The sequence below is a fragment of the Acetivibrio straminisolvens JCM 21531 genome, from assembly GCF_000521465.1.
Classification (GTDB): domain Bacteria; phylum Bacillota; class Clostridia; order Acetivibrionales; family Acetivibrionaceae; genus Hungateiclostridium; species Hungateiclostridium straminisolvens.
On the sequence record NZ_BAVR01000033.1, the window covers coordinates 26,873 to 41,332 of the forward strand.

General features: G+C 35.7%; 14 protein-coding genes, 1 tRNA gene and 1 pseudogene. 8 read left to right on the forward strand and 8 right to left on the reverse strand.

All coding sequences use genetic code 11. The features are described from left to right. Positions 1 to 92: transfer RNA gene (locus JCM21531_RS09915), tRNA-Ser, on the forward strand. Positions 93 to 202: 110 nt separating this feature from the next. Here the strand turns inward: JCM21531_RS09915 and JCM21531_RS09920 are convergent. The 3 genes and pseudogenes from JCM21531_RS09920 to JCM21531_RS09930 all read right to left on the reverse strand — a co-directional run bounded on the left by JCM21531_RS09920 (position 203) and on the right by JCM21531_RS09930 (position 3,569). Beyond that, positions 203 to 1,601: pseudogene (locus JCM21531_RS09920) on the reverse strand (MFS transporter). A gap of 281 nt (positions 1,602 to 1,882) precedes the next feature. Continuing rightward, positions 1,883 to 2,812 (reverse strand): stalk domain-containing protein, encoded by a 930-nt coding sequence (locus tag JCM21531_RS09925; protein WP_038289419.1) that lies wholly within the window; start codon positions 2,810 to 2,812, stop codon positions 1,883 to 1,885. 187 nt (positions 2,813 to 2,999) lie between these two features. Then, positions 3,000 to 3,569 (reverse strand): S-layer homology domain-containing protein, encoded by a 570-nt coding sequence (locus tag JCM21531_RS09930; RefSeq protein ID WP_038289422.1) that lies wholly within the window; start codon positions 3,567 to 3,569, stop codon positions 3,000 to 3,002. 217 nt (positions 3,570 to 3,786) lie between these two features. Between JCM21531_RS09930 and JCM21531_RS09935 the strand changes: the two genes are divergently transcribed. Beyond that, on the forward strand, positions 3,787 to 4,317 hold the full coding sequence (locus JCM21531_RS09935; RefSeq protein WP_038289425.1) for a DUF1269 domain-containing protein: 531 nt from the start codon (positions 3,787 to 3,789) through the stop codon (positions 4,315 to 4,317). 69 nt (positions 4,318 to 4,386) lie between these two features. Here JCM21531_RS09935 and JCM21531_RS09940 read toward each other — a convergent pair whose 3' ends face one another. Both JCM21531_RS09940 and JCM21531_RS09945 read right to left on the reverse strand, forming a co-directional pair. Continuing rightward, positions 4,387 to 6,099 (reverse strand): VanW family protein, encoded by a 1,713-nt coding sequence (locus tag JCM21531_RS09940; RefSeq protein WP_038289428.1) that lies wholly within the window; start codon positions 6,097 to 6,099, stop codon positions 4,387 to 4,389. Positions 6,100 to 6,436: 337 nt separating this feature from the next. Next, positions 6,437 to 7,708 (reverse strand): M14 family metallopeptidase, encoded by a 1,272-nt coding sequence (locus JCM21531_RS09945; RefSeq protein ID WP_038289431.1) that lies wholly within the window; start codon positions 7,706 to 7,708, stop codon positions 6,437 to 6,439. 184 nt (positions 7,709 to 7,892) lie between these two features. Here JCM21531_RS09945 and JCM21531_RS09950 point away from each other — a divergent pair, with 184 nt between their 5' ends. The 6 genes from JCM21531_RS09950 to JCM21531_RS09975 all read left to right on the forward strand — a co-directional run bounded on the left by JCM21531_RS09950 (position 7,893) and on the right by JCM21531_RS09975 (position 11,950). After that, entirely contained in the window at positions 7,893 to 8,216 is a 324-nt protein-coding gene (locus JCM21531_RS09950; protein WP_038289434.1) for a YaaL family protein, read from the forward strand. Between the two features lie 162 nt (positions 8,217 to 8,378). After that, a complete protein-coding gene (locus JCM21531_RS09955; protein ID WP_038289437.1) occupies positions 8,379 to 8,657 on the forward strand; it encodes a pro-sigmaK processing inhibitor BofA family protein in 279 nt (92 codons plus the stop codon). Positions 8,658 to 8,917: 260 nt separating this feature from the next. Next, positions 8,918 to 9,496 (forward strand): 2-oxoacid:acceptor oxidoreductase subunit gamma family protein, encoded by a 579-nt coding sequence (locus tag JCM21531_RS09960; protein WP_038289439.1) that lies wholly within the window; start codon positions 8,918 to 8,920, stop codon positions 9,494 to 9,496. Further along, positions 9,493 to 9,801, forward strand: coding sequence for a 4Fe-4S binding protein (locus tag JCM21531_RS09965; RefSeq protein ID WP_038289441.1), 309 nt, complete (start codon positions 9,493 to 9,495; stop codon positions 9,799 to 9,801). Before JCM21531_RS09960 ends, JCM21531_RS09965 begins: the two co-directional genes overlap by 4 nt. Positions 9,802 to 9,817: 16 nt before the next feature. After that, positions 9,818 to 11,002, forward strand: a complete 1,185-nt coding sequence (porA, locus tag JCM21531_RS09970) for a pyruvate ferredoxin oxidoreductase (RefSeq protein ID WP_038289442.1) — start codon at positions 9,818 to 9,820, stop codon at positions 11,000 to 11,002. 12 nt (positions 11,003 to 11,014) lie between these two features. Continuing rightward, positions 11,015 to 11,950, forward strand: coding sequence for a thiamine pyrophosphate-dependent enzyme (locus JCM21531_RS09975; protein WP_038289444.1), 936 nt, complete (start codon positions 11,015 to 11,017; stop codon positions 11,948 to 11,950). 86 nt (positions 11,951 to 12,036) lie between these two features. Here the strand turns inward: JCM21531_RS09975 and JCM21531_RS18350 are convergent, their stop codons facing one another. The 3 genes from JCM21531_RS18350 to JCM21531_RS09985 all read right to left on the reverse strand — a co-directional run bounded on the left by JCM21531_RS18350 (position 12,037) and on the right by JCM21531_RS09985 (position 13,903). Continuing rightward, positions 12,037 to 12,159 (reverse strand): cyclic lactone autoinducer peptide, encoded by a 123-nt coding sequence (locus tag JCM21531_RS18350; RefSeq protein WP_094184775.1) that lies wholly within the window; start codon positions 12,157 to 12,159, stop codon positions 12,037 to 12,039. Positions 12,160 to 12,253: 94 nt separating this feature from the next. Beyond that, positions 12,254 to 13,093: a hypothetical protein gene (locus tag JCM21531_RS09980; RefSeq protein WP_038289446.1), complete on the reverse strand. Its 840-nt coding sequence runs from the start codon at positions 13,091 to 13,093 to the stop codon at positions 12,254 to 12,256. A 90-nt stretch (positions 13,094 to 13,183) separates the two neighbouring features. Next, a complete protein-coding gene (locus tag JCM21531_RS09985) occupies positions 13,184 to 13,903 on the reverse strand; it encodes a helix-turn-helix domain-containing protein (protein ID WP_038289448.1) in 720 nt (239 codons plus the stop codon). Positions 13,904 to 14,460 lie beyond the last annotated feature (557 nt).

Sequence of the window (14,460 nt, forward strand, 5' to 3'; positions counted from 1 at the left end):
GGAGAAGTACCCAAGTAGGTCGAAGGGGACGGTTTGCTAAACCGTTAGGTCGGGTAACCGGCGCGAGGGTTCGAATCCCTCCTTCTCCGCCAGAAAAGCACTTCGATAAATGGAGTGCTTTTTATTTTGCCTCTTGAAATGAAAGAGCAAAAGCGAAGGGACTCGATGTACCGAGCTTCTATTTAATTTCTTGGTAAGTCTTTTACGGTATATTTTTTGCTCTCTTTCTAAGAATTGACCGTACCTTTGTTATATCCCTTTTACTGTTCTTTGAAACTTTATAATAAGCAATTACCGACGGAATAACAAAAAGCTGAAACAATATCATTGTAATTACATAATTATCAGGCTCATTTGAAAAAGAAGAAATAATGCCCAAAACTATTCCCATAAGAGCGTTGCCGCATGAACGAGCAATTCCGTTTATGAAATTGGATATACTGAAGCTTGTTGCTCTATGTTCGGGAAGATTGACATCGGTAATAAGAGCAAGCCAGTTGGGAATGTTTGCTGACTGGGCAGCAGATGCAAATACTGAAAAAAGAAACACGCATAATACCCAGGGATTAAAGACAATTGGCCAAACAAAGAGACTAAAATGGAAAATGCGCTGCCTCCGTCCGGTAGACTAAGGTTGTTTAGTGGAGTTATAAATACTAATATATAAAGGGGTAAGATGAAAAATATGAGAGAGCCGTTAGAAGTGCTCTGGCCCTCAAAGTTTTTTTCTGCAATTTGTCGCCGAGGTATCCGAAATAAGTCGATGAAAGCCCTCCAAGTTGAAAAAGAGCATAAAAGTAACTTGCAGCAATTAAGGATGTTTCCTCACTATAACCCTGAGCTTTAATTTTGGCAGTATACAGTGTGGGAAGCCATAATAATGTACCGAGAGTAATATTAAGAAAAAAACCCTGAATCATAAGCCAAAAATTACTTTTCTTTGTCAAAATGTTTTTAATGCCTAGAAGGCTTATATTGTAATTGTAGCTTTTAAACTTAACTCCTCTAAGTTCAGGTTCTGCTGCACCCTTTACCGGCTCTTTTACGAAGAAATACAGAAATATAAAAAGTACGCCTAAAAAGGATATAATCATAAACGGAATACGCCATCCCAGCTTTGATGAGACAATAGGAGCCATAACCGATCCTGCAATGCATCCAAAGCCTTGGGAAAGACCCCACAAGCTCATAATAGTTCCAAGATACTTCTTCGGTACATAATCCGTTAATACGCTAAAGCCGATAGAACTGTTGCATCCAAGACCAAGTCCGGTAAAAATCTGAAATACAACCAGATGAAAATAACTTTGGCTTAAAGAGCTAAGAAAAAGGGATAACGACCAGATTAGAGTACCGATAATTATAAGCCTTTTTCTATTACCTTTGTCAGCAAGATAGCCCCAAGCAATACTTGATAATGCCGTAAAAAGTATTGTTACGGCAGAAACACTGCCCATGACAGAAATGTGTACATTAAGGCTATTAGCTATAGAAGAAAATAAAGGCGGAAAAAGACCTATAACAGCATAATCCAGGGAAGCAAGTGCAATGAATATGAATACCGTAAAAATTGTACTTAATTTGGCTTTGCTTTTTATCATAGTACTTAACCCTCACATATGTACTAAATATGTTATGATACTTCTAATAAGTTTATTGATGTATTATTTTAAATAATATAGAAATGTTTTGTTTTGTCAATAGGAAATGAAACAAAATGACAATCGAAAAAGTTCTTTATGGATTGAAAAATAAAAAGACAGCTTTTTAAATAAAAAATAAGATGTACAAGCGGCGAAAAAAGCGAGCTTATACATCTTATCATTGTATGTAATTAAATATACTATACAAGCTTCGAACTAAATAGCTGTAAATTCATTCTTTACTTTAGGCGGAAATACAAAAATGAGTCTTCATAATCCAAACTTGCATCTTTTTCTACAACAAGATAATTTTCTGCATTTTTAGTCAAAGGTATTATTGCCTTTCCTGTATAGGAAAACTCACATACTTCTCCGGCTTTAATCATTTTTATAAAACCTTTACTATCTAAAACAGCCTCCTCAGCTTTATCCGATAAGGATCCCTCAAATCCAAAATCTGTACCTCCGATTACGTACTGACCGGTAGGTGTTTCAGTACCCCATATTCTTCTATAGAAAGGAAGATTCATAAATTCCTCACCGTATTCAACTTTTGCGTTTGACACTGTAACTTTGACAGTAACCATAGCATAGTCGAAATTGCTTGCATTTGAATTTAAACTGAATCCAAGGCTTTCAATATAATCAAGAGTCACAGGCTGTACATCTAAAACAGTAAAAGAGTAATCGGCAGAGGCATAATTATCAATATATTCTTCTCTTGCCGACCAATAATATGTATCACCAAACTTTACAGGATCATCAATGGTTCCTTTATTCTTATTGGTAGTGTTTGAAGGTTTTGATGTATTGGTATTGGGCGTAGGTGATGTCTGAGGCTTTGGTGTACCGGTATTGGCAGGATTTTCAGCATTAGATGTTAAATAGATTGACTGAGTATTGCCGTCCCATTCAATATCAACACCAACCAATTCGCTGATAGCCCATAAAGGTAAATATGTTCTTCCGTTAATAATAACAGGTGAAATTTTCGAGCCGTCGGTATCTGTAAATGCTTGCAGTTCACCGTTATAATAAATTTTAATGTTGTCATTTGCAGTTGCATCAACTTTCCTTAGTGCGCTGTAACCCCATACTGTGCCTGCAGCAATTATGCTTGTAACGAGCAGAACCACTACAATCAAAGAAAATCTTGTCATTTTTTTCATCCCTTACATCTCCTTTGTAATTAATTTTAATATGCAATATAATTATGCAATACAATAAGGATTATATCATAATTTTCGGAAATATTTAAAGTGAAATCCAGATTTAAAATTAAGGGTTTAAATTTATAATTTGCACAATAAAAAATTTGATAAAAAAACATCCTTAATAATAAAGGATGTTTAGATATTAACGATTAAACTTTACAGTAAGAGCATTGTACACAATTACCGACATTTCTCCGCGGGTAAGCTTGTGGTTCGGTTCAAGCTTGAGATTGGTTGACAGCTTGAGCTCCAAAGCTTTATTTACTACATTTTCAGGCCATTCGCCTTTCAATGTCTTTTCATATCCAAGGGCACGAATAACAACTGCCAATGCTTCGGCGTAAGTTACATCGTTGTTGGGAGCGATGGTATTGTCGGGATAGCCGGAAACAAGATCGTATTTAATTGCAAGTTTGATATTGTTGAAAGCCCAATGATTTTTATTAATATCGGTAAAAGTTACTTTTACATTGCCAATGTCGGTATCGGTGTTGTATCCCATCAAATTTACAACTAAAGTTATAAATTCGCTTCTTTTAATTTTGTTCTCCAGCCTTAAGGTGCCGTCCTCATAACCTTTCATTATTCCTAAAGTTACGAGGGCATCGGCATTTTTTGCTTGTATCTCGGGAATTGACTGTGCCCCAACGCTAAGTGAATTTAGACAAAGTATTGCAGCTAAGATTAAAGATAGAATTATGTATTTTTTCACGTTATCAACTCCATTATAGTGTTTTAATTAGGTCAGTATACTTAAATTATACACCATAAAGAATAAAACAAACATTAAATAATAATTACAATTATCTCACAAAATAGTCTGCAACCAAGATTATATTACTTTAGAACCAAAAAAATACATACATATGCGGAATAATTCAAACTATAATAACTAAAACTAAATTCAGTACAAGAAGGGAGGAAAAACTATGTCAAAAACTATTGCAGCAATTTTTGATAATTATAGCAGTGCAGAAAGAGCAGCGCATCAAATAAAGGAGCAGGGTCTGAGAACTGATGATATTTCAATAGTGACAAAGCAGGGCGAAGAAGATAACAATGCAAAAGGATTGTTTATGGGAACAGGAGACTTGACTGCCAACATGACAGCAGGAAGAAATGGAGGCGGCATAAACGATAATATATCAAATGGAGTTATATCGGGAGGAATACTTGGAGGACTGGCAGGGTTGCTGATTGGTGCAGGTAGTATGGTTATACCCGGGCTGGGAATAATAGCTGCAGCTGGCCCGATAACAGGCCTTATTTCCGGAGCAGTTACCGGAGGCATTGTAGGCGGACTTATTGATTTGGGTATTCCCGAAAACAAAAGCCGGCAATATGAAACAGATATAAGGGCAGGAAAAACTCTTTTCAGCATGAAAGCCGATGATGACAAGGTTGAACAGATTAGTTCAATACTAAGAGACAATGGTGCAGTAAGTGTGGATAGCTACTAAATTTTGTCTTAGCATAAAGATTTGAAAAAAGCGAAGGGTTAATTCCCCTCGCTTTTATTTTCTTGGAATTTATTCAGATACAAGAGTTTCATCTATAATTTCATTTGAAAGCGTCGGTTGGGGTGTAGGTTCGGATGTCGGCGATATTGCTGTCGGAGGAGCTGGAGAATGTGTTTCTGTCGCCTTGGCAGCTTTTTTGGTACCCCTCTTGATTATGGTTTCATAAGGAACATAGGTGCTTCTATGAATCTTATCGTTGCTCACAATATTACCGTTAATTTTTACTATTTTATATGTGTCCACCGTATATCCCGTATATCCCGACTGAACAACTACTGTCTGGCCTTCTTCAAGATTCGGGTCGTCTATATATTTCACAGGTGACGGCTTCGAACCCACCTGAACGTGTTTTATTTCTATGGTTTTTCCCGGTTCTTCCTTTGTGCCGTAAATTGTGAAAGATATGGTGTTGTTTTTAACATTAGATACAATCTTAACCGGCCAGTTAGTATTGTTTTTAAATTTGAAATCCAATTCATTGTAGGCTACAGCAGCATCTCTTCCCAAAGGGATATACGATACGGTAAACATGTGATTTTGTCTTTCTATTGTTTCGAGGTCGGCAAAAAGCACCGCACTGTACAGTGTTGACGAGACTTGGCATACTCCTCCGCCGACTCCGTCCACTATTTTACCGTTAACATACTCTTTTGCGATCTTAAATCCATTTCCCACGGTTCTGGGGCCAACTACATTATTGAATGAAAACACTTCGCCGGGGGCAAGTATTTTGCCGTTTATTTTTGATGCGGCAACACCTATATTTACTCCTCTGTTGTAGTTATTTTGACCGGATGTTGAGAATGAAGTGCTTGATGTTGCAAGAACATCTTTAAAAAGCTTTGAGTTTACTTCATCCGTTGTAATTTTCGGCTGCGTAAATTTTACCGGAAGCAATATTTCCTTGTCTATGGAGTTTTCATTTTCCTTTATTATGCCTTCAAGCTCCGATTTTGAAATTTCACGGCCAAATTCATGGGGAATAACTTTTACATTGTTGTTTTCAACAGTTACTGTTGCGTCAACCGGTTCTGCTGCAATCTGATTGTAAATATCGTCGACGTCAATAGCTTTAGGCATGATTGTTGTAACGGGAACATCAAAGGTTCCGCCGGTGCATGTTTTAATTGAGTTGTTGATAATTTCCAAAGCTTTTTCCTTATCTATTGCTTTGCCGGGATGACCTATAGTGAGGGATACCTTATTGTCCTGTACGGAAAGATTTGCTTCTTTGACCGAAACCAGTGTTCTTGAATAGAAATCGTCAATTATCTCATTAACTTTGTCGGGATTATAGGAGTAGTCTAAATTAAGTCGAACACCTTCCCTGCTGCTTTTTAAAATCTCAGACAACCTTGCAAATATGTTTCCTTTTCTGCCAACATCAAAAGCTTTTTGAGCAGCTTCCTCAATTTCGTATTTCAAATCTATTTTAGACAAATCAACTTCCGCAGTCACACCGTTGTCATTTAAAACAATTTTTAAATTCTTTGACTTCTCAGCGTAATTTAACTTAAGAGAATCACAAACGTCGTTAAAGGTCATTTGACTGATGTTGATATCATTTATAAACACACCTTTATATACTCTGTCATAGGAGAGTGTGGAATAAATAAAAAATACGGATACAAACAGGCAAACTGATATTAACACCAATAAACTGATTAGTATTATTTTTGTTTTTGGGTTTAAACTCTTTTTTTGAACAACCGGGTCAGTCATAAAAAACACTCCAAATCAAATTTATTTTAATAACTAATAGTAATTACATATATAGACGTATTTTTATAAAGCTTAGTTCAAGTAAACTGAATTGATTGCAACAAATATGTGAAATTACCATTATTCCTTATCTTGGGATAATTATATTATCGCAAGTTTAATTAAAAAAAACAATATATTATTAAATGAAAATATGTAAAACATTGCATTTTAATAATCTTCCTCCTATAATGTTATTATCGGTCAAAAGGGTTATATTACTTATGTTTTAAGCTGCTATATCGAACAATATTTCGGAGGAACATTTTACCAATAAAAATACAAAAATTTGCAACTATTATATTATAGGAGCAAGAAGCAGAATTTCTTCGTTATTATTATAAATTGTATTGAATTGGGATATTGGAAGAGGATTTTGCCCCAAACCTACTTCGATAGTAAATCCCGGTCTTCCGTATTCTTTTATGAACCAGTCCTTAAATCCGGCATAGGCTGCAATATAAGGAACATCCGAAACGGCATATCCGCTTGCCCTTGCAAAAGCATTCGCAATTGTCAGAGATTCGGGCGGAGCCATATTTAAATAGTTCCAGAATATTACCCTTCCCTGGGAGTGATATGCCAGTACCAGTCTGAAATCATGGTTTATGGTGAAGTTTACCATAGCAGAAGATTCGGGCTCTGAAAGGGGATACGGGCCTCCATACCTTGTAGGTCCGGGTCCGAATATACCCAGTGCTTGTTCTTGTGCTTTTGCTTCTTCCCAACTTGCAGGATAGTTTCTGTTTAAATCAACTCCCCTTATATTTGCACTCCATACTTGAGAAAATGGCCGCCCTGTGGTATTCCAGCGCAATAAATCTGCGTAATACGGATTTGTGGGACTAAGTCCGTTTAGGACAAGATCCACTCCGTCCGGATTTACCATAGGTACTATGTATATACTGCTTTGATTCCAGATCTGCCTTACATTGTAGCCCCGAATACTACTTACTGTTGAATATGCTTTTAAAAAGTTTTCTGCAAACTTCATAAGAAGCACGGTCGTTATCCACTCAATAGCGTGGTGGGCAGCATTGTAAAATACCTGCCTTGGTCCGGTTCCAAGTCTCAGATAATAAAGGTTTCGCCCTAGGACACTTGTACCTGCGGTTCCTGTTTCCAAAAAAGGATATCTGGCTTTAAGCCCCTGAATATCCCTTTCCATTATGTCGTAAGTGTAGTCAATATCGGTAAACACAACGTCGATACCATAGGGAACTACCAGCCTTTGTCCTACATTAATAACATTCGGGTTTATTCCCGGGTTGGCTGTAATTATCGAGCTAAGAGATGTATAAAATCTTCCGGCAATAGTGTAGAGAGTGTCTCCGGGTCTTACATAATAAATTGCATAACCCCTTAGAAATTGCTCAAAGACATTCCAGGTTGCCGGCCCTACAATTCCGTCCGCTACAAGCCCGTTATTTCTCTGAAATGCAATTACTGCCTGCTGAGTTCGTGTTCCGTATATTCCGTCTACAGCGCCGGTGGGATAACCGATTTTATTAAGAAGGCTTTGAACAAGTTTTACATCAGGTCCGGTAGAACCTAGCCTCAATGTTTGCACAAACACCACCACTTTTATATTTTATTGCTACTACAGTGTATTAAAGAATAAAGTATTTGGTTAATAATCACTGCAAAATGTATAGTCAAGGTAAAAACTGCTTATACTTAATAATGTATGAAACTGTATTTGATTTCAGAATATTATGAAATTAAAGCTTTAAAAAATTATATAAGGTGATTATATGGACTTAAACATACAGAAAAATCTTAATATCAGATTTTTGAAAAACGCTATAATTTCAAAACTATCCGGTCTATTGGTGAAAGGAAAAACCGAATTGACGGAAGACAGGGAATTTAGAGAAATTGAAGAACTGTTAAAATGCATTAAAGACGCAAAAAGAGAGTGGATTAGAGCTAATGCCAATTTTGAGCATGCCGTTGACAGTGAAATCATAGATTTTTACGCCTATGAGATAAAAGCATTACAACTAAGATATGAGTATCTTTTGAAAAAAGCAAAAGAAAAAGGAATTAAAGTAAATGAAGAAGGGTTAATTGTCTGATATTTTAAAGCTCCACTTTTGTTATGATTGTGCCTTTTTGAGTAATAAATTTTTGACCAAGCTTATATATTTATATGAAAGGATTTATTTTCATTAAGCAGGGTGAAAAGTAAAACCTGTTAACACAAATAGGTACAAAGGTGAAAGTGGAGTGAGAATGCAATGCTTATGTTTATTGAATATAGCACAGTGTTTGCTTATGTTATTGGAATAATTCTATTATATTTTTTGGGCAAGTACTTGGTAGTTCCGATGAAAACTGTCTTAAGACTCATATACAACAGTCTTATTGGAGGAATCTCCATTCTGGTGATAAACTTTGTAGGGGGAAATTTCAACTTTCACATTGCATTAAATCCTGTAACTGCATTTATTATAGGTACACTGGGGATACCTGGGGTATTTATGATATCAATTCTAAAAAAACTTTTCGAAATATAAAAATTGCTTTAAATTCCCATTAAAATTTTCAGCCAAAAAAAATAAAACTTCGTGTAAATGTATAAGAAATTGTATACAAAGAACATAGAGAGAGCAAATCAACTCAGATACCAAGCCTTTTACAATTCAGCTTTCTTGACAAAAAATTGACAAACAATTATACTTGAAACTGTATTAATCTATTTTTTTTGATAATACAAAAAAAGGCTGAATTTTTTCAGCATTAAACTTCTCATAAATAAAATAAGGAGGATTACCACATGGGCAAGGTTGTTGAAATCAGATGGCATGGGCGCGGCGGACAAGGTGCTAAGACTGCATCGCTTTTGCTGGCTGATGCTGCATTCAATACCGGAAAATACATTCAAGGTTTTCCGGAGTACGGTCCTGAAAGAATGGGCGCACCGATCACGGCTTATAACAGGATAAGCGACGAAAAACTCACCATTCACAGCAATATTTATGAGCCAGATTATGTTGTAGTTGTAGATGATACTCTTTTGACATCCGTTGATGTTACAGCAGGTTTGAAAGAAGACGGAGCTATTATTGTCAACACTCCAAAATCTCCTGACGAAATTAGACCGCTGCTTAAGGGCTATAAGGGAAAAGTTTGCACAATTGATGCAAGAACCATTTCTATTGAAACTCTAGGAAGATATTTTCCAAACACTCCGATGCTTGGTGCAGTTGTAAAAGTTAGCAAGATAATGGACGAGAAAGAATTCCTCGAGGATATGGTTGAATCCTTCAAGCATAAGTTTGCAAGTAAGCCTGAGGTTGTTGAGGGCAACATAAAAGCTCTCGAGAGGTCAATGCAGGAGGTGAAGGGATTATGAGCAAAAAGGAATTGAGAGATGTAAGACCTGATGTTACTTGGAAGGATATAACACCTGGCGGAACAATAGATTCTCCCGGAAACGCACATCTTTTTAGGACAGGCGATTGGCGTTCGATGAAGCCGGTTTGGAATGAGGAAAAATGCAAACAATGTTTGCTTTGCAATCCGGTATGTCCTGATTCATCCATAATGGTAAATGAAGAAGCAAAAATGACAGGTATAGATTATGATCACTGTAAGGGATGTGGCATTTGTGCAAAGGCATGTCCTTTCAAAGCCATAGACTTTGTAGAGGAAGTATAAGGAAGGGGGATGCAAAATGGGAATTAGAGAAAGGCTTAGCGGTAATGAAGCAACAGCAATTGCTATGAAACAGATAAATCCTGACGTAGTTGCGGCATTTCCAATAACACCATCTACAGAAATACCTCAATATTTCTCGACATTTGTTGCTGATGGTGTTGTTGATACGGAATTTATAGCAGTAGAATCGGAGCACAGTGCAATGTCTGCATGTATAGGTGCTCAAGCTGCAGGTGGAAGGGCAATGACTGCCACATCTGCAAATGGTTTGGCATATATGTGGGAGGCTTTGTATATAGCGGCAAGTTCAAGACTTCCAATTGTATTGGCAGCTGTAAACAGAGCACTTTCAGGTCCTATCAATATCCATAACGACCACAGCGACACTATGGGAGCAAGAGATTCGGGATGGATACAGATATACAGTGAAAACAATCAGGAAGCTTACGACAATATGCTTATGGCCCACAGAATCGGTGAGCACCCGGATGTAATGCTTCCTGTTATGGTTTGTCAAGATGGATTTATTACTTCTCATGCTATAGAAAATATTGAATTGGTAGAAGATGACAAAGTTAAGGCTTTTGTTGGAGAATACAAGCCGGAACAGTATCTTCTCAACAAAGAAAATCCGATTTCTGTAGGTCCGTTAGACCTGCAAATGCATTATTTCGAGCATAAGAGACAGCAAGCGCAGGCAATGGCAAATGCCAAGAAGGTAATTCTTGAAGTATCTGAAGAATTCTATAAGCTTACAGGAAGAAAGTATGGTTTGTTTGAAGAGTATAAAACCGATGATGCCGATGTTGTCATCGTTGTTATGAACTCTACAGCCGGTACTGTAAAATATGTTGTTGACCAGTACAGGGAAAAAGGAATAAAAGTAGGTTTGATAAAGCCAAGAGTGTTCAGACCTTTCCCTGTTGATGAGTTGGCTGAAGCTTTATCAAAGTTTAAGGCAGTAGCTGTTCTTGACAAGGCAGACAGCTTCAATGCAGCCGGAGGACCTTTATTTACCGAAGTAACAAGTGCTCTTTTCACAAAGGGAATATTTGGTCCTAAAGTTATAAACTATATTTTCGGACTTGGCGGAAGAGACGTTAAATCTAATGATATAGAAGTTGTTTATGAAAAATTATTAGAAATTGCAAGCACAGGTAAAGTAGACTCAGTATACAATTACCTTGGCGTTAGAGAATAGGAGGTGCGGTAAATGGCTTATAATTTGAAAGAAGTAGCTAAAAAACCGGAAAGGCTTACCGGCGGACACAGGATGTGTGCAGGCTGTGGAGCTCCGATAGTTGTTAGACAGATATTAAAGGCATTAAAGCCTGAAGACCATGCAGTTATATCAAGTGCGACAGGTTGTTTGGAAGTTTCAACTTTCATTTATCCATATACAGCATGGAAGGATTCTTTCATTCATAGTGCTTTTGAAAATACCGGTGCTACAATCTCCGGTGCAGAGGCAGCATATAAAGTAATGAAGAAAAAAGGACAAATTCAAGGGGAGACTAAGTTTATCGCATTCGGTGGAGACGGCGGAACATACGATATAGGATTCCAGGCATTGTCAGGAGCTATGGAAAGAGGACATGACATGGTTTATGTTTGCTACGACAATGGAGCATACATGAACACAGGTATTCAAAGATCTTCTGCAACTCCGAAATATGCAGATACTACAACTTCACCTGCAGGAAAGAAGATACCCGGTAAAATGCAGTCAAGAAAAGACCTGACAGAAGTAATGGCAAACCATCATATACCTTATGTTGCTCAAACTGCTCCTATAGGTAATATGAAGGACCTTTACGAAAAGGCTGAAAAGGCTATTTATACACCTGGACCTGCATTCCTTAACGTATTGGCGCCATGTCCAAGAGGATGGAGATACAATACTCCTGATTTGATGGAACTTAGCAAGATGGCTGTTGAAACATGTTTCTGGCCGCTTTATGAGGTTATTGACGGTAAGTATATAATAAACTACAAGCCGAAGGAAAAACTTCCTGTTAAAGAATTCTTGAAGCTCCAGGGAAGATTCAAACACCTCTTTAAAGCCGGTAATGAATATATGTTGGAAGAAATACAGAAGGAAGTTGACAGCAGATGGGAAAGACTTCTCAAATTAGCCGGAGAAGCTTAAAAGTAATTAAGTTAAACAAAAATAAAAAAGACCTGGGTGTTTGCTCAGGTCTTTAAATTTGAAAAATTAATTTATCTAAAAAAACATCATTTGAGAAGCACCTTCGGTACTTTGGGTTGATGCAGGAAGAAAAAACAGGCAGAACTTGCTGACAGAATGGCAAAGAAAGTTACAACAAGAGACACTAGACATAATGTTTTTTTAAGCATTTTAGATTACTCCCCCTCTTATACATAATTCATTTGAAATTATGAAGCCGCAAATTATATTAAAAACATTTTAAAAATAGATTTATACAATAAGCTAGTGCTTATCGATATGTGATTTTAAGCTAATTAAAGCATCTTTGGCTTCACCAATGTTTTGCTCATCTACGAGTCTATATATATATTCTATACTTTGTAAAATTTCATTATTATTAAGAGTACTTCTATTTTTATAAAACTCATGAATATTTTTTACAGCTAAAGTCAAAATTATAGTTACAAAAAGAGAGACAAAAATATTTAATTTTAGCAAATATACATTTTGATACAAAGTCATTATAGTTTTTTCAAAGATCAGCATTCGAGTCATAAGAAATGCTAGAAAAGCAATAGTGCATAGCGATATTAAATAAACAATCAACTGAAGATAGTATACTTTTGTCCTAATGTTTGTATTCTCCATATTTACCACCTTAAACTTAAAACGATAAATCGAGACTGCCAAAATTATATGTAGTGAACGTATGATTGAAACAAAAATTGCAAAGTTTAAGGCATTTTGATATAGTTCTTTTTCACCGTCGATTCCGAGTATCATTGTAATAATAACTGAAAAAGGTATTTCAACAAGCATTATCAATGAAAATCCAAGTACTGATGCTGTTACTGCTTCGTAGAAGTTAAACTTCATGATGAGTATGATTAATATGATGTCAACAAATAGCACCAATAGAGGACCCTCGGATACAAGTCCAAGTTTTTCACGCAGGATATAGCTGATAAAAGTAACCAATATAGCTGTTATAAGTATTCTGTAGTGGTTGGAGCGTGTTTTTAAATAACTGTATTTGCCTATTGAAAAAGTTCCTAAAAAAACGAAGATCACCTGCTCAGAAAAACTAACCAAAATAAATTGCAGTAATGACATATTTTGCATTTATAACACTCTCCCGTACTTATATTAATCTACTAAATAATTAACATTTAGTCAATTATTTCCTAACATTTCTTTGCAGTCCTGATAAATTTACTTTGCCTTTTTTAGTTCGTTCGCAATGGTGTCTATCAAAAGCTTTAAAGTATTGGGACTTATGTTTTTCTTTCGGGCTTCCATTGCTACTTTTATGTATGGTATATTTTCTTCGGAGCTAAGGAAGTTCTTGATGTCATCTTGAAGTTTGCAAAATGCCGCAAACTCCTTGTCAAAGGACTGTGATGTTGCTTTTAAGAAAGTTTCATTGTATTTGGCTCTTTCTTTTTGAAGGCTTTCTTCCGTATTAAGAACATACCAAAAATCCGGTGTAACATGAGCATATTTCGAAAGGATGTTTATTGTTCCCGGAAAAGGTTCAATATCGCCATCTATGTAGCTTTTTATTTGGGAAGGCTTGATCTGGTATCCTGTCTTTTGATATATGTCATCGGAAAATTCTTCGATAGTCATATTTCCCATGATAAGCGAAATGTTTTTTACAAAAATGTCATGGTCAAATTTTTTTTGTAATTGAATATCATCACTCAAGTACCCTGCTGCTTTCATAAGTTCCTCGTAAGGATAGTTATATGCCTTTGAAATAATCTTTAGAGTTTCAGGCTTTGGATTGGAATCTTTGCCTGTGCGGGGGTCAACGCCTCTTTCAAGGATACTTAAGTATGAGTAACTAATGCCCATCTTTTTTGCAGCCTGTCTTATAGACCACTTTTTACTTAATCTTATTTCTTTGAATAGCTTACCTAAATTACTCATGTCGCCCATCCTATATCCATAGTTTGAAAATAAAAATAATTTGCTTTGTAAAAAACAAGTTAAATCTGTAAACCGGCAATAAAAGCAGCTTTAAATAAGTAAAGTGTTAAGCGATAATACAAAATTAAGAGATTAAAAAGTAAATAAAAAATTACAATATAATAATAAATTTCATAAAACATGAAAAAAGAATATATTTTTATTCTAAAACATTTGACAAAATATTTCAAAGTAAATTTTCATAAATAAGGCTAATTACAAAAATACTAGCATATTATGGATATAAATTGTATGTTTATAAAGTTAAAGATGTACTAGCAATATATATTTTTTTAACCCAAATATTGACATGAAAATGAAAATAGTATAATATTACATAAGAATATTGATTTTGTGGGTAAACATTACTTTTATTAGAGATATGTGTATTTTAAATGATCTGTGCTTTAATATAAAAAATAAAAATTTTGCATTTTCACATGGGGTTTATCTGTCGTAATTTGTAATAGTACAAAGCTATTTTATTGAAAGTAGCAGGGCTTATTTCCAAGACAAAA

Bases quoted from the DNA above. Each gene is read 5' to 3' on its own strand.
- JCM21531_RS09940 (WP_038289428.1), bottom strand. From the start codon at position 6,099: ATGACTGACCCGGTTGTTCAAAAAAAGAGTTTAAACCCAAAAACAAAA.
- JCM21531_RS18350 (WP_094184775.1), bottom strand. From the start codon at position 12,159: ATGCTTAAAAAAACATTATGTCTAGTGTCTCTTGTTGTAACTTTCTTT.
- JCM21531_RS09935 (WP_038289425.1), top strand. From the start codon at position 3,787: ATGTCAAAAACTATTGCAGCAATTTTTGATAATTATAGCAGTGCAGAA.
- JCM21531_RS09925 (WP_038289419.1), bottom strand. From the start codon at position 2,812: ATGAAAAAAATGACAAGATTTTCTTTGATTGTAGTGGTTCTGCTCGTT.
- JCM21531_RS09975 (WP_038289444.1), top strand. From the start codon at position 11,015: ATGGCTTATAATTTGAAAGAAGTAGCTAAAAAACCGGAAAGGCTTACC.
- JCM21531_RS09955 (WP_038289437.1), top strand. From the start codon at position 8,379: ATGCTTATGTTTATTGAATATAGCACAGTGTTTGCTTATGTTATTGGA.
- JCM21531_RS09950 (WP_038289434.1), top strand. From the start codon at position 7,893: ATGGACTTAAACATACAGAAAAATCTTAATATCAGATTTTTGAAAAAC.
- JCM21531_RS09980 (WP_038289446.1), bottom strand. From the start codon at position 13,093: ATGCAAAATATGTCATTACTGCAATTTATTTTGGTTAGTTTTTCTGAG.
- porA (WP_038289442.1), top strand. From the start codon at position 9,818: ATGGGAATTAGAGAAAGGCTTAGCGGTAATGAAGCAACAGCAATTGCT.
- JCM21531_RS09965 (WP_038289441.1), top strand. From the start codon at position 9,493: ATGAGCAAAAAGGAATTGAGAGATGTAAGACCTGATGTTACTTGGAAG.
- JCM21531_RS09985 (WP_038289448.1), bottom strand. From the start codon at position 13,903: ATGAGTAATTTAGGTAAGCTATTCAAAGAAATAAGATTAAGTAAAAAG.
- JCM21531_RS09960 (WP_038289439.1), top strand. From the start codon at position 8,918: ATGGGCAAGGTTGTTGAAATCAGATGGCATGGGCGCGGCGGACAAGGT.